Origin of the sequence: Cellulomonas sp. SLBN-39 (assembly GCF_006715865.1) — a bacterium.
Lineage (GTDB): Bacteria > Actinomycetota > Actinomycetes > Actinomycetales > Cellulomonadaceae > Cellulomonas.
Genome location: NZ_VFOA01000001.1, coordinates 3,578,629 through 3,604,510, shown reverse-complemented (window position 1 = coordinate 3,604,510; position 25,882 = coordinate 3,578,629). Strand labels below are relative to the sequence as shown.

The 25,882-nt window shown below is 76.5% G+C and carries 22 protein-coding genes and 1 riboswitch; of the genes, 21 read left to right on the top strand and 1 reads right to left on the bottom strand.

The features are described from left to right. Complete coding sequence (gene nusB / locus FBY24_RS16435; protein ID WP_142162221.1) at positions 1-417, top strand: transcription antitermination factor NusB; 417 nt, start codon at positions 1-3, stop codon at positions 415-417. Between the two features lie 189 nt (positions 418-606). Here the strand turns inward: nusB and FBY24_RS16430 are convergent, their stop codons facing one another. Next, the gene (locus tag FBY24_RS16430; RefSeq protein WP_142162219.1) at positions 607-2,907 is read right to left on the bottom strand and encodes a bifunctional diguanylate cyclase/phosphodiesterase; all 2,301 of its coding nucleotides are present in this window, start codon (positions 2,905-2,907) and stop codon (positions 607-609) included. Between the two features lie 251 nt (positions 2,908-3,158). Between FBY24_RS16430 and pyrR the strand changes: the two genes are divergently transcribed. The 20 genes from pyrR (at position 3,159) to ribH (ending at position 25,874) form a co-directional block, all read left to right on the top strand. Then, positions 3,159-3,743: a bifunctional pyr operon transcriptional regulator/uracil phosphoribosyltransferase PyrR gene (pyrR, locus tag FBY24_RS16425; RefSeq protein ID WP_142162217.1), complete on the top strand. Its 585-nt coding sequence runs from the start codon at positions 3,159-3,161 to the stop codon at positions 3,741-3,743. After that, entirely contained in the window at positions 3,740-4,765 is a 1,026-nt protein-coding gene (locus tag FBY24_RS16420; RefSeq protein WP_142162215.1) for an aspartate carbamoyltransferase catalytic subunit, read from the top strand. The genes pyrR and FBY24_RS16420 overlap by 4 nt, the downstream gene beginning before the upstream one ends. Continuing rightward, positions 4,762-6,093: a dihydroorotase gene (locus FBY24_RS16415; RefSeq protein WP_142162213.1), complete on the top strand. Its 1,332-nt coding sequence runs from the start codon at positions 4,762-4,764 to the stop codon at positions 6,091-6,093. Before FBY24_RS16420 ends, FBY24_RS16415 begins: the two co-directional genes overlap by 4 nt. Continuing rightward, positions 6,093-6,662: a hypothetical protein gene (locus FBY24_RS16410; protein ID WP_142162211.1), complete on the top strand. Its 570-nt coding sequence runs from the start codon at positions 6,093-6,095 to the stop codon at positions 6,660-6,662. The genes FBY24_RS16415 and FBY24_RS16410 overlap by 1 nt, the downstream gene beginning before the upstream one ends. Next, the gene (gene carA / locus FBY24_RS16405) at positions 6,659-7,888 is read left to right on the top strand and encodes a glutamine-hydrolyzing carbamoyl-phosphate synthase small subunit (protein ID WP_142162209.1); all 1,230 of its coding nucleotides are present in this window, start codon (positions 6,659-6,661) and stop codon (positions 7,886-7,888) included. Before FBY24_RS16410 ends, carA begins: the two co-directional genes overlap by 4 nt. Further along, a complete protein-coding gene (carB, locus tag FBY24_RS16400) occupies positions 7,888-11,223 on the top strand; it encodes a carbamoyl-phosphate synthase large subunit (protein WP_142162207.1) in 3,336 nt (1,111 codons plus the stop codon). The genes carA and carB overlap by 1 nt, the downstream gene beginning before the upstream one ends. A 92-nt stretch (positions 11,224-11,315) precedes the next feature. Continuing rightward, complete coding sequence (gene pyrF / locus FBY24_RS16395; RefSeq protein WP_142163656.1) at positions 11,316-12,161, top strand: orotidine-5'-phosphate decarboxylase; 846 nt, start codon at positions 11,316-11,318, stop codon at positions 12,159-12,161. A gap of 292 nt (positions 12,162-12,453) precedes the next feature. Continuing rightward, entirely contained in the window at positions 12,454-12,765 is a 312-nt protein-coding gene (gene mihF, locus FBY24_RS16390) for an integration host factor, actinobacterial type (protein WP_136520018.1), read from the top strand. Positions 12,766-12,885: 120 nt separating this feature from the next. Then, positions 12,886-13,461, top strand: a complete 576-nt coding sequence (gmk, locus tag FBY24_RS16385; protein ID WP_140458976.1) for a guanylate kinase — start codon at positions 12,886-12,888, stop codon at positions 13,459-13,461. A gap of 93 nt (positions 13,462-13,554) precedes the next feature. Beyond that, a complete protein-coding gene (rpoZ, locus tag FBY24_RS16380) occupies positions 13,555-13,821 on the top strand; it encodes a DNA-directed RNA polymerase subunit omega (protein WP_140458975.1) in 267 nt (88 codons plus the stop codon). 10 nt (positions 13,822-13,831) lie between these two features. Continuing rightward, positions 13,832-15,121 carry a bifunctional phosphopantothenoylcysteine decarboxylase/phosphopantothenate--cysteine ligase CoaBC gene (coaBC, locus tag FBY24_RS16375; protein ID WP_142162205.1) on the top strand — a complete coding sequence of 430 codons (1,290 nt, stop codon included), beginning with the start codon at positions 13,832-13,834 and terminating at the stop codon, positions 15,119-15,121. 19 nt (positions 15,122-15,140) lie between these two features. Beyond that, entirely contained in the window at positions 15,141-16,340 is a 1,200-nt protein-coding gene (gene metK / locus FBY24_RS16370) for a methionine adenosyltransferase (protein WP_142162203.1), read from the top strand. A gap of 38 nt (positions 16,341-16,378) precedes the next feature. Next, on the top strand, positions 16,379-18,481 hold the full coding sequence (locus tag FBY24_RS16365) for a primosomal protein N' (RefSeq protein WP_142162201.1): 2,103 nt from the start codon (positions 16,379-16,381) through the stop codon (positions 18,479-18,481). A gap of 49 nt (positions 18,482-18,530) precedes the next feature. Then, entirely contained in the window at positions 18,531-19,481 is a 951-nt protein-coding gene (fmt, locus tag FBY24_RS16360) for a methionyl-tRNA formyltransferase (protein ID WP_142162199.1), read from the top strand. After that, complete coding sequence (locus tag FBY24_RS16355; protein WP_142162197.1) at positions 19,478-21,124, top strand: RsmB/NOP family class I SAM-dependent RNA methyltransferase; 1,647 nt, start codon at positions 19,478-19,480, stop codon at positions 21,122-21,124. Before fmt ends, FBY24_RS16355 begins: the two co-directional genes overlap by 4 nt. 98 nt (positions 21,125-21,222) lie before the next feature. After that, positions 21,223-21,891 (top strand): ribulose-phosphate 3-epimerase, encoded by a 669-nt coding sequence (rpe, locus tag FBY24_RS16350; RefSeq protein ID WP_142162195.1) that lies wholly within the window; start codon positions 21,223-21,225, stop codon positions 21,889-21,891. A gap of 66 nt (positions 21,892-21,957) precedes the next feature. Next, positions 21,958-22,089: riboswitch (FMN riboswitch) on the top strand. Positions 22,090-22,181: 92 nt separating this feature from the next. Continuing rightward, entirely contained in the window at positions 22,182-23,318 is a 1,137-nt protein-coding gene (gene ribD / locus FBY24_RS16345; protein ID WP_370511004.1) for a bifunctional diaminohydroxyphosphoribosylaminopyrimidine deaminase/5-amino-6-(5-phosphoribosylamino)uracil reductase RibD, read from the top strand. Continuing rightward, positions 23,318-23,929, top strand: coding sequence for a riboflavin synthase (locus FBY24_RS16340; RefSeq protein WP_142162193.1), 612 nt, complete (start codon positions 23,318-23,320; stop codon positions 23,927-23,929). The genes ribD and FBY24_RS16340 overlap by 1 nt, the downstream gene beginning before the upstream one ends. Further along, positions 23,926-25,392 (top strand): GTP cyclohydrolase II, encoded by a 1,467-nt coding sequence (gene ribA, locus FBY24_RS16335; RefSeq protein ID WP_142162192.1) that lies wholly within the window; start codon positions 23,926-23,928, stop codon positions 25,390-25,392. The genes FBY24_RS16340 and ribA overlap by 4 nt, the downstream gene beginning before the upstream one ends. Next, complete coding sequence (gene ribH, locus FBY24_RS16330; protein WP_142162190.1) at positions 25,389-25,874, top strand: 6,7-dimethyl-8-ribityllumazine synthase; 486 nt, start codon at positions 25,389-25,391, stop codon at positions 25,872-25,874. The genes ribA and ribH overlap by 4 nt, the downstream gene beginning before the upstream one ends. Positions 25,875-25,882 lie beyond the last annotated feature (8 nt).

Here is a 25,882-nt window from a genome sequence, read left to right as displayed (position 1 = left end):
GTGGGAGCCCGGAGCAAGGCCCGCAAGCGCGCGCTCGACGTGCTCTTCGAGGCCGACCAGCGCGGCATCGACCCCGCCGAGCTGCTCGCCCGACGGATCGTCGAGCCGGGCACCGAGGCGGCGCTGCCGCAGTACGCCGTCGACCTCGTCGAGGGCGTGCTCGACCACCGCGAGCGCATCGACGAGGTCCTGGCCACGCACGCGCACGGCTGGACGATCGCGCGGATGCCCGCCGTCGACCGGGCGCTGCTGCGGATCGGCACGTGGGAGGTCCTGTTCAACGACGACGTCCCCGACGCCGTCGCCGTCGACGAGGCGGTGGACCTGGCGCGTGCGCTGTCGACCGACGACTCGCCGTCGTTCGTCAACGGCCTGCTCGGACGGATCGTGGAGCTGAAGCCGACGCTGCTGGCCTGAGCGACCGGGCCGCGCCCCGCCCGGACGGGTGAGGGGGCGACGTCGACGAGGGGCGCACCGCCCGGAGGTGGTGCGCCCCTCGTGCTGCGCCGGACGCCTGCGCGTCGCGCACCGACCCGTGCGCGGCGCCGTCCGGCGCGAGGTGCGGCAGGTGCCGCGGTCGGGGGCGGGCGTCGTGCGCCCGTCGGGTCAGAGCAGCTCGGGGGCGACCGTGTCGTCGGCGACCACGCGCAGCGGCCGGGGGACCACGTCACCGGTGCCGGTGCGTCGTCGCAGCGGGCGGGGACGTGCCACCGGCCGGGGGACGGGACGCGCGCCGCGGACGGGGATGCCGGGCGCGGGCCGGCCGACGAAGTTGCCCTGCACGCGTGGCACGCCGAGGTCGACGAGGGCCTCGAGGTCGGCGGCGGACTCGACGCCCTCGGCGACGACCTCCAGGCCGTGGTGCCCCGCGAGCGAGACGATGGCGCGGACCGCGCCGGCGCCGCGCGGCGTGCGGACCTCGCGGACGAACGACCGGTCGATCTTGAGGATGTCGACGGGCAGGCGGGCCAGGCGGGCCAGCGAGGAGTACCCCGTGCCGAAGTCGTCGAGCGCGATGTGCGCTCCCCGGGCCCGCAGCTCGGACAGCACCGGCACGGCGGCCGAGGTGCGCAGCATCACCGACTCCGTGATCTCCAGGGTGAGGTGCTCCCACGGTCCCCCGGACCAGGCCTCGTCGATGCGCTCGAGGACGTCCGGCTCGTGGAGCTCGCGGGCCGAGAGGTTCACGGCGAGCGGCATCTGGTGGCGGTCGAGGGCGCGGCGGGCCAGGCGCAGCATGTGCCGCCCGATGGGCACGATGAGGCCGGACTCCTCGGCGATGTCGATCCACTCGCCGGGCAGCACCAGGTCGCCGTCCTCCTCCCACCGTGCCAGCGCCTCGAGGCTGAGCACCTCGAGGGTGCGGGCGTCGACGATGGGCTGGTAGTAGGCGGTGATGCGGTCCTCGGCGACCGCGCGCTCGAGGGCGGCGCGCCGGCGGCGCTGCTGCTCGGTGCGCTCGCGCAGCTCGCGGTCGTACAGGCGGTGGCCGCTGCGGGTGCGCTTGGCCTCGAGCATCGCGGCGTCGGCGTCACGCAGCAGCACGTCGGGCGCGGCGACGGCGGTGGGCTCCCACGCGGCGACGCCGCAGGTCAGGCGGGGGCCGCCGGCGCCGCCGACCTGCTCGGCGAACCCCGCGCACAGCGTCGCGGCCCGGGCGGCGAGCTCCTCGTCGCCCGGCGCCCGGCACACCACGACGGCGAACTCGTCGCCGGCGAGGCGCCCGACGAACGAGTCGGGGTCGGCCTGCGAGGTGCGCAGCCAGTCGGCGACGCGGCGCAGCAGCTCGTCGCCGCCGGCATGGCCGAGCCGGTCGTTGACGGCCTTGAACCCGTCGACGTCGACGTACAGCAGGGCTACGCGGGTGCGCTCGACGCCCGCCTGCTCGAGGGACTCCCTGAGGTGGTCGTCGACCGCGCGCCGGTTGGGCAGGTGCGTGAGCGGGTCGGTGACGGCGGCGCGGGCGAGCCGGTCGGCGAGCACGTACCGCTCCGCGGCGGTCGAGACGACCTGGGCGAGGTCGACGAGGAACGCGCGCTCGAACGGCAGCAGGTGCGTGGCGTCGTCGACGTAGAGCTCGGCCACGAAGCGGCCGTTCTGCAGCGGGCGCAGCGAGCCCTCGACGCTCGGGTCGCCGAGCACGGTGCGGGCGGCGTCGCGGGCGTGCTCGAGGAGCTGGTCGGCGTCCTGGCGGAACCAGGCGGTGTTGGTGACGTCGGCCAGGGCGTCGCGCATGACCCCGCGGCGCCGGGCGGTGCGCTGGGAGCGGCGCAGCCGCACGAGGGCGACGGTCTCGAGCGCGAGCACGAACGGCAGGGGCCACAGCGCGGCGATCACGTGCGCGTCCTGCGTCCCGGTGTGCACGACCGACCACGTGAGCAGGGCGAGGGACACGCCCCCGAGCGTGGCCACGAGCCAGCCGATGCCCTGCAGGCGGGTCCGGCCGAGGGCGGCGACGACGTAGGCGAGGACGACGGCCACGACGACGAGCAGCAGGGCGACGGCGACGGGCCGTCCGACGACGACCTGCGTGCCCAGGCGCAGGTCGACCCACCAGAGCACGGAGCGCACGGCGAGCACGGTGCCGGCGGCGACGACCCAGGGGCGTGGCGACGGGCCGCCGCCGAGGGCGCGCGTGGTGGGGACGAGCAGGAGGGCGACGACCCCGGACACCTGCGCGTGGACGCCGGTGAGGATCTCGGGGGCGAGGTCGCCCGTGACGAGCCCGTGGACGCCGGCCACGAGGAGCTGCACGGCGACGGCCGACGACAGGGCGAGCGGCCACAGACGGCCCTCGGCGCGCAGCGACCCGCGCCAGCCGACCCACTGCAGGACGCAGAAACCGCCGACCAGACCCGCAGCGAGGAACTGCAGGACGGTCGTCCACAGCGGGACGTCTCCGAGCATGCTCTCCCCATCGGCCGCCCGCCGCCCGGGTGTGACGGGCCGTCCGGGTGACCGGGCGCCCGGTACGCCCGGTCCGTCCGGCCCCGGCGGGCGTCCCGGTCACCCGTCCGGGTGGCCGGGACGTGGGCCGTCTCACGCCGTGGCGGGCGGGGGAGCGACGCGACGGCGACGGTAGGGTGAAGGCGACCGGCGTCCCGCCGGCCGGCCTTCCTTTAAGACCCGTCCCGTGAGGCGGGGAAGGAGTCGTACGCATGAGCAGTGGCACACCCGCGCCCGCGGACGGGCGCACGGACGGCACGACCGTCCTCGGCCCGCAGGAGATCGCCCGGGCCCTGACCCGCATCGCCCACGAGGTCGTCGAGCGCAACAAGGGTGCGCAGGACGTCGTCCTGCTGGGCATCCCGACCCGTGGCCTGCCGCTCGCGCGGCGCCTGGCCGAGAAGGTCGCGCAGGCCGACGGCACCCCCGTCGCCGGGCTCGTCGGCAGCCTCGACGTGACGATGCACCGCGACGACCTCGCGCACCAGCCCACCCGCACGATCGGCGCGACCGAGCTGCCGGCGGGAGGGATCGACGGCAAGGTCGTCGTGCTCGTCGACGACGTGCTGTTCTCCGGCCGCACGATCCGCGCGGCGCTCGACGCGATCAGCGACCTCGGCCGCCCGCGCGCGGTGCAGCTGGCGGTCCTCGTCGACCGCGGGCACCGCGAGCTGCCGATCCGCGCGGACTACGTCGGCAAGAACCTGCCGACGTCCGCGAGCGAGCGCGTCGGGGTCCAGCTCGTCGAGACCGACGGCCAGGACGCCGTCGTCATCGCCGCGGGGGGTGCGCGATGAGGCACCTGCTCTCCGCGGCGGACCTGGGCCGCGACGAGGCCGTGCACGTGCTCGACACCTCCGCGCAGATGGCCGCGACGCAGGCCCGGGAGATCAAGAAGCTCCCGACGCTGCGCGGGCGCACCGTCGTCAACCTCTTCTTCGAGGACTCGACGCGCACGCGCATCTCGTTCGAGACGGCCGCCAAGCGGCTGTCGGCGGACGTCATCAACTTCTCCGCCAAGGGCTCGAGCGTCTCCAAGGGCGAGTCCCTCAAGGACACGGCCCTGACGCTGCAGGCCATGGGCGCCGACGCGGTCGTGGTGCGGCACCAGGCCTCGGGCGCGCCGCACACGCTCGCGCACGCCGGCTGGACGCACGGCGCGGTCGTCAACGCCGGCGACGGCACCCACCAGCACCCCACGCAGGCGCTGCTCGACGCGTACACGCTGCGCCGGCACCTCGTCGGCGACGGCGGCCGGGCCGACGTCACGGGCCGGGACCTGGCGGGCGTGCACGTGGCGGTCGTCGGGGACGTGCTGCACTCGCGGGTCGCGCGCTCCAACGTCCAGCTGCTGCACACGCTCGGCGCGCGCGTGACCCTGGTCGCACCGCCCACCCTCGTGCCCGTGGGCGTGCACGCGTGGCCGGCGCAGGTGTCCTACGACCTGGACGCCACGCTCGCCGGGCAGCCCGACGCGGTGATGATGCTGCGCGTCCAGCGCGAGCGGATGTCGAGCGCGGGCGGCGGGTTCTTCCCCAGCGCGGTCGAGTACACGCGCGGCTACGGGCTCGACGCCCGGCGGCTGCGGCTCCTGCCCGACCACGCGGTGGTGCTGCACCCGGGCCCGATGAACCGCGGGCTGGAGATCTCCGCCGACGCGGCCGACTCCCCGCGCGCGGTCATCGTCGAGCAGGTCGCCAACGGGGTGGCGGTCCGCATGGCGGTGCTCTACCTGCTCCTGGCCGGGGACGGCCGCACGACGAACGACGAGGCGCGCGCCACGCCGGCGCGCACGGACGGGACGAGGGTGCACGCATGACCACCTACCTGCTGCGGGGCGTCGCGCCCCTGGGCGGCGACCCCACCGACGTGCTGCTCGCCGACGGCACGGTCGCCGCGCTCGGTGCCGCGGCCGCCGCCGACCCGCGGGCCGCCGACGCGCACGTCGTCGAGGGCGCCGGGCACGTGCTGCTGCCCGGCCTGGTCGACCTGCACACCCACCTGCGCGAGCCGGGCCGCGAGGACGCCGAGACCATCGTGTCCGGCACGCGGGCCGCCGCGCTCGGCGGGTTCACCGCCGTGCACGCGATGGCGAACACGACACCCACCCAGGACACCGCGGGCGTCGTGGAGCAGGTCTGGCGGATCGGGCGCGACGCGGGCTGGGTCGACGTGCACCCCGTCGGCGCCGTCACGGTCGGCCTCGAGGGCGAGCGGCTCGCCGAGCTCGCGGCGATGGCCCGCTCCGCGGCCCGGGTGCGGGTGTTCTCCGACGACGGGAGGTGCGTGCACGACCCCGTGGTCATGCGCCGGGCCCTGGAGTACGTCAAGGCGTTCGACGGGGTCGTGGCCCAGCACGCCCAGGAGCCGCGGCTGACCGACGGCGCCCAGATGCACGAGGGCGTCGTCTCGGCCGAGCTCGGCCTGACGGGCTGGCCGGCGGTCGCCGAGGAGGCGATCGTCGCCCGCGACGTGCTGCTCGCCGAGCACGTCGGATCCCGCCTGCACGTGTGCCACCTGTCGACGGCCGGGTCCGTCGAGATCGTGCGCTGGGCCAAGGCCCGCGGCATCGACGTCACCGCCGAGGCGACGCCGCACCACCTCATGCTCACCGACGAGCTCGTGCGCGGGTACGACCCGCGCTACAAGGTCAACCCGCCGCTGCGCACCGCCGCGGACGTCGAGGCCGTGCGCGCCGGGCTCGAGGACGGGACGATCGACATCGTCGCGACCGACCACGCCCCGCACACGCGCGAGGACAAGGACTGCGAGTGGGCCGCGGCGGCCTTCGGCATGACCGGGCTGGAGACGGTCCTGTCGGTCGTGCAGGCCGCGATGGTCGACACCGGGCGGATGACCTGGGCGGACGTCGCGCGCGTGCTGTCGACGGCGCCCGCCCGGATCGGGCGCGTCGAGGACCAGGGGCGGCCGGTCGCGGTCGGCGAGCCGGCGAACCTCACGCTCGTCGACCCCGCCGCGCGCCGCGTCGTGGTGCCCGAGGAGCAGGCCACCGCGAGCGTCAACAGCCCGTTCGGCGGCGTCGAGCTGCCCGGTGCGGTCGTCGCGACGTTCCTGCGGGGCCGGGCCACCGTGCTCGACGGCCGGCCCGTCGAGCGCACCGCCGCCGCCGAGGGGGTGCACGCCTGATGCCGCTCTGGCTGTCCGTCACCCTCCTCGTCTCGCTCGCGGCGCTCGGCCTGTGGGGCATGTGGCGCGGCTGGCAGGGCCGCGCGCGCCGCACGGCCCTGCTCGTGCCCACGCTGCCGGAGGTGCCCGCCGACGCCGGCACGCCGACGGCCGGGCCCGCGGAGGCCGTCTACGTGTCGTCCACCCGCGCCGGCGACTGGCTCGACCGGGTCGTCGCGCACGACCTCGGCGTCCGCAGCCCCGCCCACGTCGCGGTGCACCCCACGGGCGTGCTCGTGCGCCGCACGGGTGCCGTCGACCTGTGGGTCCCCGCGTCCGCGCTGCGGTCCGTGGGCACCGCCCCCGGCCAGGCCGGCAAGTTCGTCGGGCGCGACGGCCTCGTCGTGCTCACCTGGGTCCCGGACCCGACCACCGGCACCGCGCTCGACACCGCGCTGCACGTGCGCCACGACACCGACCGGGGGACGCTGCTCACCGCGGCGTCCGCGCTGGTCGCCGCGCCCGGCGCGGACCACCCCGTCACCGACCCCGTCACCGCGCCGGCCCCGGCGCAGGAGGAGCAGTCATGAGCGACGCGATCCTCGTCCTCGAGGACGGCCGCACGTTCACCGGACGGGCCTACGGCGCCGTCGGTCGGACGCTGGGGGAGATCGTCTTCAACACCGGCATGACCGGGTACCAGGAGACCCTCACCGACCCCTCGTACCACCGGCAGATCGTCGTGATGACCGCCCCGCACATCGGCAACACCGGCGTGAACGACGAGGACGACGAGTCGACGCGCATCTGGGTCGCGGGCTACGTGGTCCGCGAACCCGCGCGCCGCGCGTCGAGCTGGCGCTCGCGCCGCACGCTCGACGAGGAGCTCGTCGCGCAGGGTGTCGTCGGGATCAGCGGGCTGGACACCCGGGCGCTGACGCGGCACCTGCGCGAGCGCGGCGTGATGCGCGCCGGCGTCTTCTCGGGCCCCGCCCTGCACGGCGAGGACGGTACCCGCCGGCCCGTCGACGAGCTGCTCGACGAGGTCCGCTCCGCGCCGCCGATGGCCGGTGCCGACCTGGCCGCCGAGGTCAGCGTCGACACGGCGTACGTCGTGCCCGCCCTGGGCCCGGACGGCACGCCGCGGGAGCAGCCCCTGGCCCGCGTGGCGGCCGTCGACCTGGGCATCAAGGCGATGACGCCGCAGCGGCTGGCCGAGCGCGGCGTCGAGGTGCACGTGCTGCCCTCGACGTCGACGATCGCCGACGTGCTGGCCGTCGAGCCGGACGGCGTCTTCTTCTCCAACGGCCCCGGCGACCCGTCGGCGGCCACCCACGAGATCGACCTGCTGCGGGGCGTGCTCGACCGCCGGGTGCCGTTCTTCGGCATCTGCTACGGCAACCAGCTGTTCGGCCGGGCCCTGGGCTTCGGCACGTACAAGCTGGGCTACGGCCACCGCGGCGTGAACCAGCCGGTCATGGACCGCACCACCGGCAAGGTCGAGATCACGGCCCACAACCACGGGTTCGCGGTCGACGCACCCCGCGACGCCGACACGGTCGCCCCGTTCGACGGCGGCCGGTACGGGCGCGTGCGGGTGTCGCACGTGTGCCTCAACGACGACGTCGTGGAGGGCCTCGAGGCGCTCGACCTGCCCGCGTTCTCCGTGCAGTACCACCCTGAGGCGGCCGCGGGCCCGCACGACGCGGCGTACCTGTTCGACCGGTTCCTCGACCTCATGACCGCCCCCCGCGACGGCTCGCACGACGCACCCGCGGGTGCCGCCGGGCCCACTGACGAGAAGGGTGCCGCCTGATGCCCCGCCGTGACGACCTCAAGAGCATCCTGGTCATCGGCTCCGGCCCGATCGTCATCGGCCAGGCCTGCGAGTTCGACTACTCCGGCACCCAGGCGTGCCGGGTGCTCAAGCAGGAGGGCCTGCGGGTCGTCCTGGTGAACTCCAACCCGGCCACGATCATGACGGACCCGGAGTTCGCCGACGCCACGTACGTCGAGCCGATCACCACCGAGGTCCTCACCACGATCATCGCCAAGGAGCGGCCCGACGCGATCCTGCCCACCCTCGGCGGGCAGACCGCGCTCAACGCCGCGATCGCGCTCGACGAGGCCGGCGTGCTCGCCGAGTACGACGTCGAGCTCATCGGCGCGAACATCGCCTCGATCCAGAAGGGCGAGGACCGCGAGGCCTTCAAGGAGGTCGTCGAGGTCGCCGGCGGGGAGTCGGCGCGGTCGGCGATCGTGCACACCGTCGACGACGCGCTCGCCGCGGTCGAGGACCTCGGGTACCCGGTCGTCGTGCGACCGTCGTTCACGATGGGCGGGCTGGGGTCGGGGATCGCCTACGACGAGGAGGACCTGCGTCGCATCGTCGGCCAGGGCCTGCACTACTCGCCGACCACCGAGGTGCTCCTCGAGGAGTCCATCCTCGGCTGGAAGGAGTACGAGCTCGAGCTCATGCGCGACAAGCACGACAACGTCGTGGTCGTCTGCTCGATCGAGAACGTGGACCCCGTCGGCGTGCACACCGGCGACTCGGTGACGGTCGCCCCGGCGCTGACGCTCACGGACCGCGAGTACCAGCGGATGCGCGACATCGCGATCGCCGTCATCCGCGAGGTCGGGGTCGACACCGGCGGCTGCAACATCCAGTTCGCCGTCGAGCCCGACACGGGGCGCATCATCGTCATCGAGATGAACCCGCGGGTGTCGCGCTCGTCGGCGCTGGCGTCGAAGGCGACGGGCTTCCCGATCGCGAAGATCGCGGCCCGGCTCGCCGTGGGGTACACCCTCGACGAGATCCCGAACGACATCACCGGCTCGACGCCGGCGTCGTTCGAGCCGACGCTCGACTACGTCGTGGTCAAGGTGCCCCGGTTCGCGTTCGAGAAGTTCCCCGCGGCGGACCCGACGCTGACGACGACCATGAAGTCCGTCGGTGAGGCCATGGCGCTGGGCCGCAGCTTCACCGAGGCCCTCGGCAAGGCCATGCGCTCGCTCGACAAGGCGGGCAGCACGTTCCACTGGGACGGGGAGCCGGCCGCCGGCGAGGAGCTCGACCGGCTCGTCGCGTCGATCTCGACGCCGACCGAGCACCGGCTCGTCGACGTGCAGCAGGTGCTGCGCGCCGGCGTCGGCGTCGACGAGGTCTACGCCCGCACGGGCATCGACCCGTGGTTCCTCGACCAGGTCCAGCTCGTCAACGAGGTCGCGGCCGAGACCGCCGCGGCCGACGCGCTGACCCGCGACGTGCTCGACCGCGCCAAGCGGCACGGCCTGTCCGACGTGCAGGTCGCGTCGCTGCGTCGCAGCAGCGAGGACGCGGTGCGCCGCACGCGGTGGGCGCTGGGCGTGCGCCCCGTCTACAAGACGGTCGACACGTGCGCCGCCGAGTTCGCGGCCCGCACCCCGTACCACTACTCGTCCTACGACGAGGAGGACGAGGTCGCCCCCCGCGAGCGCCCCGCGATCCTCATCCTCGGGTCGGGACCGAACCGGATCGGCCAGGGCATCGAGTTCGACTACTCGTGCGTGCACGCGGCGCTGGCGCTCAAGGGCGAGTACGAGACCGTCATGGTCAACTGCAACCCCGAGACCGTCTCGACCGACTACGACACGGCCGACCGCCTGTACTTCGAGCCCCTGACCTTCGAGGACGTCCTCGAGGTGTACGAGGCCGAGCTGCGCGCCGGGCCCGTCGAGGGGCTGATCGTCACGCTCGGCGGGCAGACGCCCCTGTCGCTCGCGCAGCGGCTGGCCGACGCAGGCCTGCCGATCCTCGGCACGTCCCCGGAGGCGATCGACGCCGCGGAGGACCGCGGCGAGTTCGGCAGGGTGCTCGAGGCCGCGGGCCTGCCCGCCCCGGCGTTCGGCACCGCCACCACGCTCGAGGGGGCCCGCGAGACCGCCCGGCGGATCGGGTTCCCCGTCCTGGTGCGGCCCTCCTACGTGCTCGGCGGGCGCGGCATGGAGATCGTCTACGACGAGGCCCAGCTCACCGAGTACGTGCAGCGCGCGCTCGTCGAGGCCGTCGGCGGACCGCGCGCGGGCACCCTCCCGCCGCTGCTCATCGACCGGTTCCTCGACGACGCGATCGAGATCGACGTCGACGCGCTGTTCGACGGCACCGAGCTGTTCCTCGGCGGCGTGATGGAGCACATCGAGGAGGCCGGGATCCACTCCGGCGACTCGGCGTGCGCGCTCCCGCCGGTGACGCTGTCGACGGCGGAGCTCGAGCGGATCCGCGTCTCCACCGAGGCGATCGCCCGCGGAGTGGGCGTGCGGGGGCTGCTGAACATCCAGTTCGCCCTGGTGTCCGACGTGCTCTACGTGCTGGAGGCCAACCCCCGCGCGTCGCGCACGGCACCCTTCGTGTCCAAGGCGACCGGGGTCTCGCTGGCCAAGGCCGCGGCCCTCGTCATGGCGGGACGCACGATCGCGGAGCTGCGGGCCGAGGGCGTGCTGCCGGCCACCGACGCGTCGGTGCTGGACCTCGACGCGCCGATCGCCGTCAAGGAGGCCGTGCTGCCGTTCAAGCGGTTCCGCACCCGCGAGGGCGTGGTCGTCGACACGGTGCTCGGGCCGGAGATGCGCTCGACCGGTGAGGTCATGGGCTTCGACGTGGACTTCCCGACGGCGTTCGCGAAGTCCCAGGACGCGTCGTTCGGCGGCCTGCCCACGTCCGGCACGGTCTTCATCTCCGTCGCCGACCGCGACAAGCGCTCGATCGTCTTCCCGGTGAAGCGGCTGGTCGAGCTCGGGTTCGAGATCCTCGCGACCGAGGGGACCGCGGCCGTGCTGCGGCGCAGCGGCATCACCTCGCGCGTGGTGCGCAAGCACTCCGCCGGACGCGGGGCGGCGGGGGAGCCGACGATCGTCGACCTCATCACCGACGGCGCGGTCGACATGGTCGTCAACACCCCGTCCGGCCAGGGCGCCCGGGCCGACGGGTACGAGATCCGGGCGGCGACGACGGCCGCGGACAAGGCGATCGTCACGACCGTGCAGCAGCTCGGGGCGGCGGTGCAGGCGATCGAGGCCCGGCAGGCCGGCCCCTACCGGGTGACGAGCCTGCAGGAGCACGGCGCGGCGGCGGACGTGCGGCGGGCGGCGCGCACGGCGGCGTCCGCGTGAGCGCGACGCCGGGCGGCACGCCGGGGCCGGACGGCACCCCGGGGTCGGGCTCCGTCGCTGGGCCGGACGTCGTCGCGGGGCAGGTCGGGCCGGTGCGTGCACCGTTCGGTGCCCGCCTGGCCGCTGCCGCGGCCGCGCACGGGCCCCTGTGCGTCGGCATCGACCCGCACGCCTCGCTGCTCGCGGCGTGGGGGCTGACCGACGCCGCCGCGGGGCTGCGCACGTTCGCGCTGACGGTGCTCGACGCGGTCGCCGGGCGGGTCGCGGCGGTCAAGCCGCAGGCGGCGTTCTTCGAGCGGCACGGGGCGGCGGGGGTGGCCGTCCTCGAGGAGGTCGTGGCAGCCGGGCGCGAGACCGGGACGCTCGTCGTCGTGGACGCCAAGCGCGGAGACATCGGCTCGACGATGGGCGGCTACGCCGACGCCTTCCTGCGCGACGGCTCGCCGCTGGCCGGCGACGCGCTGACGGTGTCGCCGTACCTGGGCGTCGGGTCGTTGACGCCGGCCGCGCAGGCGGCGCTCGCCACGGGCCGCGGGCTCTTCGCCCTGTGCCTGACGTCGAACCCGGAGGGGCGCAGCGTGCAGCACGCGCGCTCGGCGGACGGGGTCAGCGTGGCGGCGCAGGTCGCGGCCTGGGCGGCCGGGCTGAACGCGGGCGCCGACCCGCAGGGGTCGGTGGGTCTCGTCGTGGGTGCGACGGTCGGCGACGCCGCCGCGGAGGCGGGCGTCGACCTGGAGGCCGTCCGCGGACCGTTCCTGGCGCCTGGCGTGGGGGCCCAGGGGGCGGGTGCGGCGGAGCTGCGGGCGGTGTTCGGCCGGGCGCGCGGGCACGTGCTGGCGTCGTCGTCGCGCGGCGTCCTCGGGGCGGGACCGGACGTCGGCGCGCTGCGGGCGGCGGCCCGCCGGGCGGCGGACGAGGCGGCGGCGGCCCTCGGCTGAGGCGTCTCGGGGGTGGCGGGCACGCCGGGTGCGCAGGATTCACCCGGCGTGCCCGTCCGCGCCCCGGTGCACCGTGCTGAATCGTGGCAGCGGCGCCCCTGGGGCCTGCGCGCACGCCCGGCGGGGCCCACGGCGTGCCCCGGCGGGGCCCCTGCGAGGCGTCGCCGCAGGTCGTGCGCGCGACACGCGGCGCGCCCCGCGTTGCCGTGGACGTGCCGCCTCGCTAGTTTCGGAACACGATCCCGCGCATTCCGACGAGGATCCCGGACCAACGACGAGAAGGTGACCGCGCGTGGCTCTTCCTCCGCTGACTCCAGAACAGCGCGCAGCAGCGCTCGAGAAGGCCGCCGCAGCCCGGCAGGCCCGTGCCGAGGTGAAGAATCGCCTCAAGTACTCCCAGGGTTCGCTCTCGGAGGTCATCGAGCAGGGCCAGAAGGACGAGACGATCGGCAAGCTCAAGGTCGCGGCCCTGCTGGAGTCCCTGCCGGGCGTGGGCAAGGTCAAGGCCCGCGCGATCATGTCCGAGATCGGGATCTCCGAGACCCGCCGTGTGCGCGGGCTGGGACCCCACCAGGTCAAGGCGCTCGTCGACCGGTTCGGCTGAGACGGTAGCCTGCCCCCTTCGGCGTCCCGTCCCGGCCTGGTCGCAGGTCGGCGGCGGGACGCCGTCACGCCGCGCGCCGTCCGGCCCGGCGTCCCGCTTGTCGAGGAGCGCTCCACCCCCATGACGACGCAGCCGGCACGTCTGACCGTGCTCGCCGGACCCACCGCCGTCGGCAAGGGGACCGTGTCCGCGGACATCCGCGCCCGGTACCCGCAGGTGTGGCTCTCGGTGTCGATGACGACCCGCGACCCCCGCCCGGGCGAGGTCGACGGCGTGCACTACCACTTCGTGTCGACCGAGCGCTTCGAGGAGATGGTCGCGGCCGGCGAGCTGCTGGAGTGGGCCGTCGTGCACGGTCGCAACCGGTACGGCACCCCGCGCGGCCCGGTCCTGGAGCGGCTCGCCGCGGGGGAGCCCGCGCTGCTGGAGATCGACCTGCAGGGCGCGCGTCAGGTGCGCGCGTCGATGCCCGAGGCGCGGTTCGTCTTCCTCGCCCCGCCGACGTGGGACGAGCTGGTCCGACGCCTCGTCGGGCGCGGCACGGAGGGGCCCGAGGAGCGGGAGCGGCGGCTCGCGTCGGCCCGTGTGGAGATGGCCGCGGAGCCCGAGTTCGACCACGTGGTCGTCAACGACGACGTGCACCGGGCGACCGACGAGCTCGTCGGCCTCATGGGGCTGGCCCCGAGCGAGGGCTAGACTGTCCCGACCTGTGCGACCGGCGCGGCGCGTGAGCGCGGCGGACCGGGCGCGCACCGCAGACCATCGCCCTCTCCAGAACGGGAGACCTCCGTGTCCGGAACCGTCGCCGCCCCCACGGGCATCACCGACCCGCCGATCGACCGCCTGCTCGCCCGCGCGGACTCCAAGTACGCGCTCGTGCTCTTCTCGGCGATGCGTGCCCGTCAGATCAACGCGTACTACGCCCAGCTCAACGAGGGCCTGCTCGAGTACGTCGGGCCGCTCGTCGAGACCCGCCCGCAGGAGAAGCCGCTGTCCATCGCGATGCGCGAGATCGACGGCGGGCTGCTGACGTCCGAGGCGACGGCCGAGGCCTGACCCACCCGTCATGCGCGTCGTCCTCGGTGTCGCCGGCGGGATCGCCGCCTACAAGGCGGTCCTGCTGCTGCGGCTGCTGCGTGAGCAGGGCCACGACGTGCGCGTCGTGCCGACCCGGGCGTCGCTGGAGTTCGTGGGCCGGGCGACCTGGGAGGCCCTCTCGGGGCAGCCGGTGACGACCGACGTCTTCGAGGACGTCGACCAGGTCGCGCACGTGGCGGTCGGCAAGTCCGCCGACCTGGTGGTCGTGGCACCCGCGACCGCCGACCTGATGGCTCGTGCGGCCGCGGGCCGGGCCGACGACCTGCTCACCGCGACGCTGCTGGTGGCGCGGTGCCCCGTGCTGCTGGCCCCCGCGATGCACACCGAGATGTGGGAGCACCCGGCCACGGTCGCGAACGTGGCGACGCTGCGCGCGCGCGGCGTGCACGTGCTCGAGCCCGCGTCGGGCCGGCTCACCGGTGCGGACACCGGGCCCGGGCGGCTGCCGGAGCCGGAGGAGATCGCCGCGGCGGCCCTGGCGCTCGTCGCCCCGCCGGCCGTCGCGCAGGACCTCGCCGGGGCGCGCGTCGTGGTGTCGGCCGGCGGCACGCGCGAGCCGCTGGACCCCGTGCGCTTCCTCGGCAACCGGTCCTCGGGCCGGCAGGGCGTCGCGCTGGCCGCCGTCGCCGCGCGCCGCGGGGCCCGGGTGACGCTCGTCGCCGCCAACGTCGCCGCGGACGTGCTCGCACGCGCCGGTGCGACCGTCGAGGTGGTCGAGGTCGAGACCGGCGAGCAGCTGCGCGCGGCGGTCCGCGCCGCGGCGAAGGACGCCGACGTCGTGGTGATGGCCGCCGCGGTCGCCGACTACTCGCCGGCGAGCACCGCGCCGGCGAAGATGAAGAAGTCCGGCCAGCCGCCGGTGCTGCACCTGGTCGAGACGACCGACGTGCTGCGCGAGCTGGTGACCGACCCGCCGCGTGCCGGGCAGACGGTCGTCGGGTTCGCCGCCGAGACCGGCGACGGCGACGGCGACGTGCTCGACCACGGTCGCGCGAAGGCCCGGCGCAAGGGCGCCGACCTGCTCGTCGTGAACGCCGTGGGCGCGGGCCTGGGCTTCGGTACCACGACGAACGACATCACCGTCCTCGACCGCGAGGGCCGGACCGTCACGACGGGTGCGGGCACCAAGGACGCGGTCGCCGGCGTGGTCTGGGACGCGGTGCGCGACCTCGTCGGCCGCGCTCCCGCCGCGGACGTCGTGCACGACCGCCCGGCGGGTGGGTCGTCCGACGGGCACGGTGCGGACGGCCCGTCCTGACCCCGGTACGCTGCGGCCCATGAGTGATGCGTCGTCGCGCCTGTTCACGTCGGAGTCGGTCACCGAGGGTCACCCCGACAAGATCTGCGACCAGATCTCCGACGCGATCCTCGACGCGATCCTCGAGCAGGACCCCGCCGCGCGCGTCGCGGTCGAGACGATGGTGACGACGGGCCTCGTGCACGTCGCCGGCGAGGTCACGACCAGCGCGTACGTCGAGATCCCGCAGATCGTCCGCGAGGTCGTGCGCGGCATCGGGTACACCTCGTCGCACATCGGGTTCGACGGTGACTCGTGCGGCGTGTCGGTCTCGATCGGCGCGCAGTCGCCCGACATCGCCGCGGGCGTCGACAAGGCCATCGAGGTGCGCGACGACGCGTCCGGCATGGACCCGCTGGACCTGCAGGGCGCCGGCGACCAGGGCCTGATGTTCGGGTACGCGACCGACGACACGCCCACCCTCATGCCGCTGCCGGTGTGGCTCGCGCACCGGCTGGCCGAGCGCCTGGCCCAGGTGCGCAAGGACGGCTCCGTCGCCGGTCTGCGGCCCGACGGCAAGACCCAGGTGACGATCGCGTACGACGGCGACCGCCCGGTGGGCCTGGACACCGTCGTGGTGTCCTCCCAGCACGAGCCCGACCTGTCGTCGCGCGACCTGGAGCGCCTGGTGGCCGAGCACGTCGTGGCCCCGGTGCTCGAGGGCCTCGACCTCGACACCGCGTCGCACCGCCTGCTGGTCAACCCCACCGGCCAGTTCGTCATCGGCGGCCCGCAGGGCGACGCGGGGCTGACGGGCCGCAAGATCATCGTCGACACGTACGGCGGCATGGCCCGGCACGGTGGCGGGGCGTTCTCCGGCAAGGACCCGTCGAAGGTGGACCGGTCCGCGGCGTACGCGATGCGCTGGGTGGCCAAGAACGTCGTTGCCGCGGGCCTGGCCCGCCGCTGCGAGGTGCAGGTCGCGTACGCGATCGGCAAGGCGCACCCCGTGGGCCTGTACGTCGAGACGTTCGGCACGAGCACCGTGCCGCAGGAGCGGCTGACCGCGGCGATCCGCGAGGTGTTCGACCTGCGCCCGGCCGCGATCGTGCGGGACCTGGACCTGCTGCGCCCGGTGTACCGGCGCACGGCCGCGTACGGGCACTTCGGCCGGGAGCTGCCCGGGTTCACCTGGGAGCGCACCGACCGCACGGCCGCGCTGCTCGCGGCCGTCGGCTGAGCGCCACCGGTCCGGCGGGCCGCGCCGCGGACGCCGGCGTGGACGGTCCGCTGCAGCCCGACCTCGGCCTGGAGCTCGCCTCGCCGGCGCGCGCCCGGCGGCGACCGCGTCGCGCCGAGGGCGGGGTCCCGGTCGCCACCGAGCTGCCGGTCGCGCGCGTCTGCGTGGACCTGTCGCCGCCGCACCTGGACCGCGTCTTCGAGTACCTGGTGCCCGCCGACGCGTCGGACGACGCGGTGCCCGGTGCCCGGGTGAAGGTGCGGTTCGCGGGCCAGGACGTCGACGGGTGGGTGCTGGAGCGTGTCGCCGAGGCCGACCACGAGGGTCGCCTGCTGCCGCTGCGCCGCGTGGTGTCGGCCGAGCCCGTGCTGTCGCCGGCGGTCCTGCGGCTGGCGCGGGCCGTCGCCGACCGGTGGGCCGGCACGCTCGCCGACGTGCTGCGCCTGGCCGTGCCCCCGCGGCACGCCCGCGTGGAGGCCGAGCCCGCGCAGGAGCCGGCCCCGCCGCCGCCCGACCCGGGTGCGCAGGCGTGGGCCGCGTACCGCGGCGGTGCGGCGTTCTGCCAGCACCTGCTGGCCGGTGGTGCACCGCGCGCGGTGTGGACGGCCCTGCCCGGCGACGACGCGACGGGCTGGACGGCCGCGGTCGCGCAGGCCGTCGCGGCGTGCGTGCTGGGCGGGCGCGGCGCGCTCGTCGTGGTCCCCGACGCCCGGGACGTGACCCGCGTGTGCGCGGCCCTGGAGCGCGTGGGCCTGCCGACCGGTGTGCGCGGCGCGGGCCCGGTGGCCCGGCTGGTCGCGGACGACGGTGCGGCGACCCGGTACCGAGCGTTCCTGGCGGCCCTGCGCGGCTCCGCGCGCGTGGTGGTCGGCACCCGGGCGTCGGCGTTCGCCCCCGTGGCGGACCTGGGCCTGGTGGTGTGCTGGGACGACGGCGACCCGCTGCACGCCGAGCCGCGGGCGCCGTACCCGCACGTGCGCGAGGTCCTCGCGCTGCGCTCCGACCTGGAGCGGGCGGCCCTGCTCGTGGGCGGGCACACCCGGACCGTCGAGGCCCAGCAGCTCGTCGAGCGGGGCTGGGCGCACGAGGTCGCCGCGGACCGGGCCGTGGTGCGTGCGCGGACGCCGCGGGTGCGGGCCCTGACGTCGGTCGAGCTGGCCCGGGAGGGTGCCGGTGCCGCGGCCCGGCTGCCGTCGCCGGCGTGGCGGGCGGTCCGCGACGGGCTCACGCGCGGGCCGGTGCTCGTGCAGGTGCCCCGGGCCGGGTACGTGCCGGTCGTGGCCTGCGGGCGGTGCCGGGCCGCCGCGCGCTGCGGCGCCTGCCACGGGCCGCTGGGCCTGGACCGGGCCGACGGGGTGCCGACGTGCCGCTGGTGCGGGCGCACGGCGGGGGACTGGCGGTGCGACGAGTGCGGCGGTGCGCAGCTGCGGTCGGTGCGGGTGGGCTCGGAGCGCACCGCCGAGGAGCTGGGGCGGGCGTTCCCCGGTGCGACGGTGCGGGTCTCCGGCGCGCGTGCCGCCGGCGGGGTGCTCGCCGACGTCCCGGGCACGCCCGCGCTCGTCGTGGCGACGCCCGGCGCCGAGCCGGTGGCCCCCGGCGGGTACGCGGCCGCGGTGCTGCTCGACGCGGCGACCGCGACCGCGGGCGCGTGGCTGGGGGCGGAGTCGCAGGCGCTGCGCCGCTGGCTGGCCGCGGCGGCCCTGGTGCGCGCGGCGTCCGACGGCGGGGAGGTCCTTGTCGTCGGTGACGGCGCGCCCCGGCCGACGCAGGCCCTCGTGCGGTGGGACGCCGCGGGCCTGGCGTCCCGGGAGCTGGCGGAGCGTGCCGAGCTGCACCTGCCGCCGACGGCGCGCGTCGTGGCCCTGACGGGGCCCCGCGACGCGGTCCAGGCGGTCGTCGACCGGGTGGTGGCGTCGCTGGCCGAGCCGTCCGCGGCACCCGTCCCGGTGGAGGTGCTCGGCCCGGTCGCCCTGACCGGGGACGAGGACGTGCTCGAGCGCCCCGTGCGCACGCTCCTGCGGGCGCCGCTCGCGGGCGGGCGGGCCCTGACGCGTGCCGTGGCGGCGTCGGCGGCGGTGCGGTCCGCGCGCCGCGAGGGCGGCACCGTGCGCGTCCACGTCGACCCCGTCGACCTGCTCTGACGGCTGCGGGAGGACGGCCGTCACCGTCGACGCACCTAGGATCGGGCCCATGCGTCTGCTGTTCGCGGGGAGCCCCGCGGTCGCCGTCCCCTCCCTCGACGCCCTGCTGGCGTCCCGGCACGAGGTGGTGGCCGTCCTCACCCGCCCGGACGCCCGTGCGGGCCGTGGCCGCACGCTCGCGCCCTCCCCGGTCGCCGCGGTGGCCCGCGAGCACGGCCTGCCGGTCCTGACGCCGACGACGCTGCGCGACCCCGAGGTGCAGGCGCAGGTCGCGGCGCTGGGCGTGGACGCCGCACCGGTCGTGGCGTACGGGGTGCTCGTGCCGCCCGCGCTGCTCGACGTGCCCGCCCACGGGTGGGTGAACCTGCACTTCTCGCTGCTGCCGGCGTGGCGCGGCGCCGCTCCCGTGCAGCACGCGGTCATGGCGGGCGACGAGGTCACGGGCGCGTCCACGTTCCGGCTCGAGGCGGGCCTGGACACCGGTCCGGTGCTGGGCACCCTGACCGAGACGGTCCGCCCCCGCGACACGGCCGGCACCCTGCTGGACCGTCTCGCGGTCGTCGGCGCCGAGCTGCTCGTGCGCACCCTCGACGCCCTCGAGGACGGCCTCCTCGCCCCCGTGGCCCAGCCCGACGAGGGCGTCTCGCACGCCCCCAAGCTCACCGTCGAGGACGCGCGCGTGCGCTGGGACCACCCGTCCCTCGCGGTGGACCGCCGCGTGCGCGGCGTGACGCCCGCACCCGGTGCGTGGACGACGCTCCCGGACGGCTCGCGGCTGGGTCTCGGCCCCGTCACACCCGTGCCCGAGGTCACGGACCTGCCCCCGGGGCGGCTGCGCGCGGGGAAGTCCGAGGTGCTGGTCGGCACGGCCTCCGGGGCGGTGCGGCTGGGCGAGGTCACGCCCCCCGGCAAGCGCGCGATGGCCGCCGCCGACTGGGCGCGCGGGGCCCGCCTCGACGACGGCACGGTCCTCGGTGCGACGACGCCGGTGCAGCGGTGAGCGGCCAGGACGCCCCGCAGGGCGGCGGACGCGCGGGCGCCGGCGGGCGGGGCTCGCGTGGCGGACGCCCGGCCGGCGCGCGCTCCGCTGCGGGCCGGACCGGCGGGGGAGACCGTCCCCGCGGCGACGCCGCCGACGCACGCCGTGACGCGGCGGGCCGCCAGCGCGGTGCCGCCCGCGCGCAGGGCCGGGCCGGGCGCACGTCGGCCGCCCCGGGGCAGCGCGCCCGCACGGGCGACGCCGCGCGCACCGCCGCCTACGACACGTTGCGCGCCGTCGAGGGCTCCGACGCGTACGCGAACCTCGTGCTCCCCCCGATGCTCCGCGAGCGGGGCGTCAGCGGCCGGGACGCCGGGTTCGCGACCGAGCTCGCGTACGGCACGCTGCGCCTGCGCGGCCGCTACGACGCGGTCCTGGCGATCGCGTCGTCCCGCCCGCTCGACCAGGTCGACCCGCCGGTGCTGGACGTGCTCCGCCTGGGCGCGCACCAGCTGCTCGGCATGCGCGTCCCCGCGCACGCGGCCGTCGCCGAGACCGTCGGCCTGGCCCGGGACCGCGTCGGTGCCGGCGCGGCGCAGTTCGTCAACGCGGTGCTGCGCCGCGTGTCCGAGCGCACCCTCGACGCCTGGCTCGACGCGATCGGCACCGCTGCCGACCCCGACGGCACGGACGCCGTCGCCCGGCTCGCGGTCGTCGGCTCCCACCCGGCGTGGGTGGTCCGGGCGCTGCGCGAGGCGCTCGTCGGCTCCGGCCGTGCCGCCGACGAGGTGGGCGCCCTGCTCGACGCGGACAACGCCCCGCCCCGCGTCACGCTCGTGGCGCGCCCCGGCCTGGTCGACCGCGACGTCCTCGCCGCGCAGGCCGGCCCCGACGCCGAGCCCGGCACGCTCACCCCCACGGCCGTGGTGCTGCCCGGCGGCGACCCCGCCGCGCTGCCCGCCGTGCGCGACGGTGCCGCCGGCGTCCAGGACGAGGGCTCCCAGCTGGTGACGCTCGCCCTGGCCGCGGCCCCGCTCGACGGCCCGGACGCCCGCTGGCTCGACCTGTGCGCCGGACCCGGCGGCAAGGCCGCGCTGCTGGCCGCGCTCGCGGCCGACCGCGGTGCGCGCCTGGTCGCCACCGAGGTGCAGCCGCACCGGACCCGCCTGGTCCGCCAGTCGCTGCGCGCTGTGCCCGCCGACGCCGTCGAGGACGTCCGCACCGCCGACGGGCGCGAGGTCGGCGACCTGGAGCCCGCGTCGTACGACCGGGTGCTCCTCGACGCCCCCTGCACCGGCCTGGGCGCGCTGCGCCGACGCCCGGAGTCGCGGTGGCGGCGCACGCCGGCGGACCTGGCGCAGCTGACCCGCCTGCAGCGCGAGCTCCTCGCGTCCGCGCTGGCCGCGGTCCGACCCGGCGGGGTCGTGGCCTACGTCACGTGCTCCCCGCACCAGGCCGAGACGCGCCTGGTCGTCACCGACGCGGTCCGCGCGGCCGCTCGCGCGGGGACGCAGGTCGAGGTCCTCGACGCCGGCGCCGTCGTCGCGGGCGTCGCGCCGGCGTGGGCGGCGACCGCCCCCGCGGGGGACCGCCGCGACGTCCAGCTGTGGCCCCACGTGCACGGCACCGACGCGATGCACCTGTCCCTGCTGCGCCGCCTGTGACGCCGCCCGCCGACCCGGCCGCCCGCCGACCCGGCCGCCCGCCGACCCGGCCGCCCGCCGACCCGGCCGCCCGCCGGCCGGGTCGGTAGCGTGGTCCCGTGCGACCGCAGATCAACCCCAGCATCCTGTCCGCCGACTTCGCCAACCTCGAGCGCGACCTGGCCGCGATCGCCACGGCGGACCACGTGCACGTCGACGTCATGGACCAGCACTTCGTGCCGAACCTGACCCTCGGCCTGCCCGTGGTGCGGCGCATCGCCGAGGTCAGCCCCGTCCCGCTGGACGTGCACCTCATGGTCGAGGACGCCGACCGCTGGGCCCCCGCGTACGCCGAGGCCGGCGCCGCGTCCGTCACGTTCCACGCCGAGGCCACGCAGGCGCCCGTTCGCCTGGCCCGCGAGCTGCGCGCCGGGGGTGTGCGCGCCGCCGTCGCGGTGCGCCCCGCGACCTCCGTGGAGCCGTTCCTCGACCTCCTGGACGAGATCGACATGATCCTCGTCATGACGGTCGAGCCCGGGTTCGGCGGGCAGGCGTTCATCGAGGGCACCCTGCCCAAGGTCCGTCGGGCCCGCGCCGCGGTCGACCGCGCCGGCACCGGGACCCGCATCCAGGTCGACGGCGGCGTCTCGCGCGCCACGATCGCCCGCATCGCCCGCGCCGGGGCCGACGTGTTCGTCGCCGGGTCCGCCGTGTACGGGGCCGACGACGTCGCCGCCGAGATCGCCGCCCTGCGCGACCTCGCCGCGCACCCGCCGCTCGACGCCTGACCCGACCGGTCGTGCCGGTCGGGAATGCCCGCTGTGGCATCATCGTTGGCGCAGCAAGCAGCACACACGTGCTCCGGGGTCGGTGCAATTCCGAGCCGGCGGTGACAGTCCGCGACCCGTGAGGCCCGCCAGGGCCGAGCGGTTGACCTGGTGGAACTCCGGGACCGACGGTGACAGTCCGGATGGGAGGAGACACGTGGCGGCGTACCCCTGGGGTGCGCCGCGACGGTTCGGCGTGCCCGACCCGTCCGACCCCGGAGCGCCCTGACGGCCCCGGAGGAGGACGCACGATGAGCACCACGCCGACGGCACCGGCGACCACGACGCCGCCCGGCCCGCGCCCCGCCGACGGCCCGGCCCCGACCGCCACCCCGGTCGAGACGGCTGCGATGCACCGCGCCCTCGGCCTGGCCGCCCGCGGCCCCCGGGGCGTGAACCCCCAGGTCGGCTGCGTGCTGCTGCACCCCGAAGGCACCGTGCTGGGGGAGGGCTGGCACCGTGGCGCCGGCACCCCGCACGCGGAGGTCGCCGCGCTCGCGGACGCGGCCGCGCAGGGCCACGACGTGCACGGCGCCACCGCGGTGGTCACGCTCGAGCCCTGCGACCACACGGGCCGCACCGGCCCGTGCTCGGTGGCTCTCCTCGACGCGGGCGTCGCACGCGTCGTCGTCGGCGTGCAGGACCCCAACCCTGTCGCCGCGGGCGGTGCGGGGCGCCTGCGCGCGGCGGGCGTCGACGTCGTCACCGGCGTCCTCGCGGAGGACGGTGCCCGGCTGCTCGGGGCCTGGCTGCCGGCGGTCCGGCGCGGGCGTCCCTTCGTCACGCTGAAGACCGCGACGTCGCTGGACGGGCGTGTGGCCGCCGCCGACGGCACGAGCCGGTGGATCACGTCCGACGTCGCCCGCCGGCACGCCCACGGGCTGCGCGCGCAGGTCGACGCGATCGTCGTCGGCACGGGCACCGCGCTGACGGACGACCCGTCCCTGACGGCGCGCACGAGCGACGGCGGGCTCGTCGAGCACCAGCCCCTGCGGGTCGTCGTCGGCCACCGTGACGTCCCGGCCGGCGCCCGGCTGCACGGCCCCGGCGGCGACCTGCTCCACGTCCGGACCCACGACCCGGCCGTCGTCCTGGCCGCGCTCACGGAGCGGGAGGTGCGGCACGTCCTCGTCGAGGGCGGGCCCACGCTCGCCGCCGCGTTCCTGCGCGCCGGGCTGGTCGACGAGGTGCACGCCTACGTCGCCCCCGTCCTGCTCGGCGCCGGCCCGGCCGCGCTCGCCGACCTCGGCGTCACGTCGATCGGCGACGCGCTGCGCCTGACCCCCACCCAGGTCCTGCCGCTGGGCCCCGACGTGCTCGTCGTCGCGACGCCCGTCCCGCCCGCGGCCCCCGCACCCACCCCCACGCCCGGACCCCAGGAGGTCTGATGTTCACCGGCATCGTCGAAGAGATCGGCACGGTCGTCGCGGTCGTGCCCGGCGACGACGACCAGGTCGACGCACGCCTGCACGTGCGCGGCCCCCTCGTCACGTCCGACGCCCGCCACGGCGACTCCATCGCCGTGTCCGGCGTGTGCCTGACGGTCGTCGAGCTGCCCGGCGACGGCGTGTTCGTCGTCGACGTCATGCCCGAGACGCTGCGGCGCACCGCCCTCGGCGGTCTGACCCCGGGCGACCGCGTCAACCTCGAGCGGGCCCTGCCCGTCGGCGGGCGGTACGGCGGGCACGTCGTCCAGGGCCACGTCGACGGCGTCGGCACGATCGCCTCGCGCGCGGCCGGGCCCCGCTGGGACGACGTGCAGGTCACGCTCGACCCCGCCCTGGCCCGGTACGTCGCCGAGAAGGGCTCCATCACCGTCCAGGGCGTGTCCCTGACGGTCACGCACGTCGGCGACGACGTGTTCGGCGTCTCCCTGATCCCCACCACGCTGAGCGCGACGACCCTCGGGACGCTCGCCGTGGGCGACCCCGTCAACCTGGAGGTCGACGTGCTGGCCAAGTACACCGAGCGGCTGCTCGCCACGGCGGGTGCGCGATGAGCGCCGACGCCCCCACCACCGACGCGGCGGGCACCACGTCCACCACGGCAGCGACCACCACAGGCACCACCGGGGGGCCGTCGGACGTGGTGCTCGGCACCGTCGAGGACGCGCTCGCCGCGCTGCGCGCCGGCCGCCCCGTGCTCGTCGCGGACTCCCCGGACCGGGAGAACGAGGCCGACGTCGTCCTGGCCGCGCAGTCCGCGACGACCGAGTGGGTGGCCTGGACCATCCGGCACTCCTCGGGGTACCTGTGCGCCCCCATGCCCGCCGAGCGGGCCGACGCCCTGGACCTGCCGCTGATGGTCCCGCACAGCCAGGACCCGCGACGCACCGCCTACACCGTCACGGTCGACGCCGCCACGGGCGTGACCACCGGCATCTCCGCCGCCGACCGGGCCCGCACCCTGCGCGTCCTGGCCGACCCCGCGTCGGGCCACGAGGACCTCGTGCGGCCCGGCCACGTCCTGCCGCTGCGCGCCGTGCCCGGCGGCGTCCTGCACCGCGCCGGGCACACCGAGGCCGCCGTCGACCTGTGCCGGCTGGCCGGCCTCGAGCCCGTCGGCGCGATCGCCGAGCTCGTCAACGACGACGGCACGATGGTCCGCCTGCCCGAGGCGTCCGCGCTCGCGCAGGCCGACGGCCTGGTGCTCCTGACGATCGCCGAGCTGCGCGCCTGGCGCCTCGCGCACGACGACGCGCCCGAGCCCGCACCGGTCCGCACCGACGCCCTCGCCCCGCGCGTGCACGCCACCCACACCGCGCACCTGCCCACCCGGCACGGCGACTTCCGCCTGCACGGGTACCGCGACCTGCGCACCGGCGACGAGCACGTCGCCCTCGTCCCGTCCACCGGCCTGTCCGCGACCCCCGTGGTGCGCGTGCACTCCGAGTGCCTGACCGGCGACGCGTTCGGCTCGGCCCGCTGCGACTGCGGCCCCCAGCTCGACGCCGCCCTGGCGCTGGCCGCCGCCGAGGGCGGCGCCGTGGTGTACCTGCGCGGGCACGAGGGCCGCGGCATCGGCCTGCTCGCCAAGGTCGCCGCCTACGCCCTGCAGGACGCCGGACGCGACACCGTCGAGGCCAACCTCGACCTCGGCTGGCCCGCCGACCGGCGCGAGTACGGCGCCGCCGCGGCGATCCTCGCCGACCTGGGCGTCGCCCGCGTCCGCCTGCTGACGAACAACCCCGCCAAGGTCGCGGGGCTGCGCGCGCACGGCATCGACGTCGTCCAGGTCCGGGGCCTGGAGGTCGGCCGCACCCCGCACAACGCGGCGTACCTGCGCACCAAGGCCACCGCCATGGGCCACCTGCTGCACCTGCCCGAGCAGGCCGAGGCCGCGCCCATCCACGTCCCGCCCGTCGAGGCCGCACCGGTCCCGGCCGGCGTCGACACCGCGGACCACGTCCAGCACGCCCCCGTCCAGCCCACCACCGTCGAGCACACCGAGGAGTCCGCATGAGCGGCGCCGGAGCACCCACCCTCACCCTGGACGGCAGCGGCCTGAAGGTCGTCGTCGTCGCCGCCTCCTGGCACACCACCGTCATGGACGGTCTCCTCGACGGCGCCCGCCGGGCCCTGGCCGACGCGCACGTCGACGACGTCACGGTCGTGCGCGTGCCCGGCTCGTTCGAGCTGCCCGTGGTGGCCCGGCACGCCGCCGACGCGGACGTCGACGCCGTCGTCGCCCTCGGCGTCGTCATCCGCGGCGGCACCCCGCACTTCGACTACGTGTGCTCCGCGGCCACCACCGGGCTGACCGACGTGTCCGTGCACACCGGCGTCCCCGTCGGCTTCGGCCTGCTCACCTGCGACGACGAGGCCCAGGCCCTCGACCGCGCCGGCCTGCCCGGCTCGCACGAGGACAAGGGCTACGAGGCCGCGCAGGCCGCGGTCGCGACGGCGCTCGCGGTGCGGGTGCTGGAGCCGGTCGACGGACGCTGAGTCGGTGC

What these genes read in the sequence shown, in the direction of transcription:
- FBY24_RS16430 (WP_142162219.1), bottom strand. Translation starts at nt 2,907, where the DNA reads ATGCTCGGAGACGTCCCGCTGTGGACGACCGTCCTGCAGTTCCTCGCT.
- pyrR (WP_142162217.1), top strand. Translation starts at nt 3,159, where the DNA reads ATGAGCAGTGGCACACCCGCGCCCGCGGACGGGCGCACGGACGGCACG.
- FBY24_RS16420 (WP_142162215.1), top strand. Translation starts at nt 3,740, where the DNA reads ATGAGGCACCTGCTCTCCGCGGCGGACCTGGGCCGCGACGAGGCCGTG.
- FBY24_RS16415 (WP_142162213.1), top strand. Translation starts at nt 4,762, where the DNA reads ATGACCACCTACCTGCTGCGGGGCGTCGCGCCCCTGGGCGGCGACCCC.
- FBY24_RS16410 (WP_142162211.1), top strand. Translation starts at nt 6,093, where the DNA reads ATGCCGCTCTGGCTGTCCGTCACCCTCCTCGTCTCGCTCGCGGCGCTC.
- carA (WP_142162209.1), top strand. Translation starts at nt 6,659, where the DNA reads ATGAGCGACGCGATCCTCGTCCTCGAGGACGGCCGCACGTTCACCGGA.
- carB (WP_142162207.1), top strand. Translation starts at nt 7,888, where the DNA reads ATGCCCCGCCGTGACGACCTCAAGAGCATCCTGGTCATCGGCTCCGGC.
- gmk (WP_140458976.1), top strand. Translation starts at nt 12,886, where the DNA reads ATGACGACGCAGCCGGCACGTCTGACCGTGCTCGCCGGACCCACCGCC.
- coaBC (WP_142162205.1), top strand. Translation starts at nt 13,832, where the DNA reads ATGCGCGTCGTCCTCGGTGTCGCCGGCGGGATCGCCGCCTACAAGGCG.
- metK (WP_142162203.1), top strand. Translation starts at nt 15,141, where the DNA reads ATGAGTGATGCGTCGTCGCGCCTGTTCACGTCGGAGTCGGTCACCGAG.
- fmt (WP_142162199.1), top strand. Translation starts at nt 18,531, where the DNA reads ATGCGTCTGCTGTTCGCGGGGAGCCCCGCGGTCGCCGTCCCCTCCCTC.
- ribD (WP_370511004.1), top strand. Translation starts at nt 22,182, where the DNA reads ATGAGCACCACGCCGACGGCACCGGCGACCACGACGCCGCCCGGCCCG.
- FBY24_RS16340 (WP_142162193.1), top strand. Translation starts at nt 23,318, where the DNA reads ATGTTCACCGGCATCGTCGAAGAGATCGGCACGGTCGTCGCGGTCGTG.
- ribA (WP_142162192.1), top strand. Translation starts at nt 23,926, where the DNA reads ATGAGCGCCGACGCCCCCACCACCGACGCGGCGGGCACCACGTCCACC.
- ribH (WP_142162190.1), top strand. Translation starts at nt 25,389, where the DNA reads ATGAGCGGCGCCGGAGCACCCACCCTCACCCTGGACGGCAGCGGCCTG.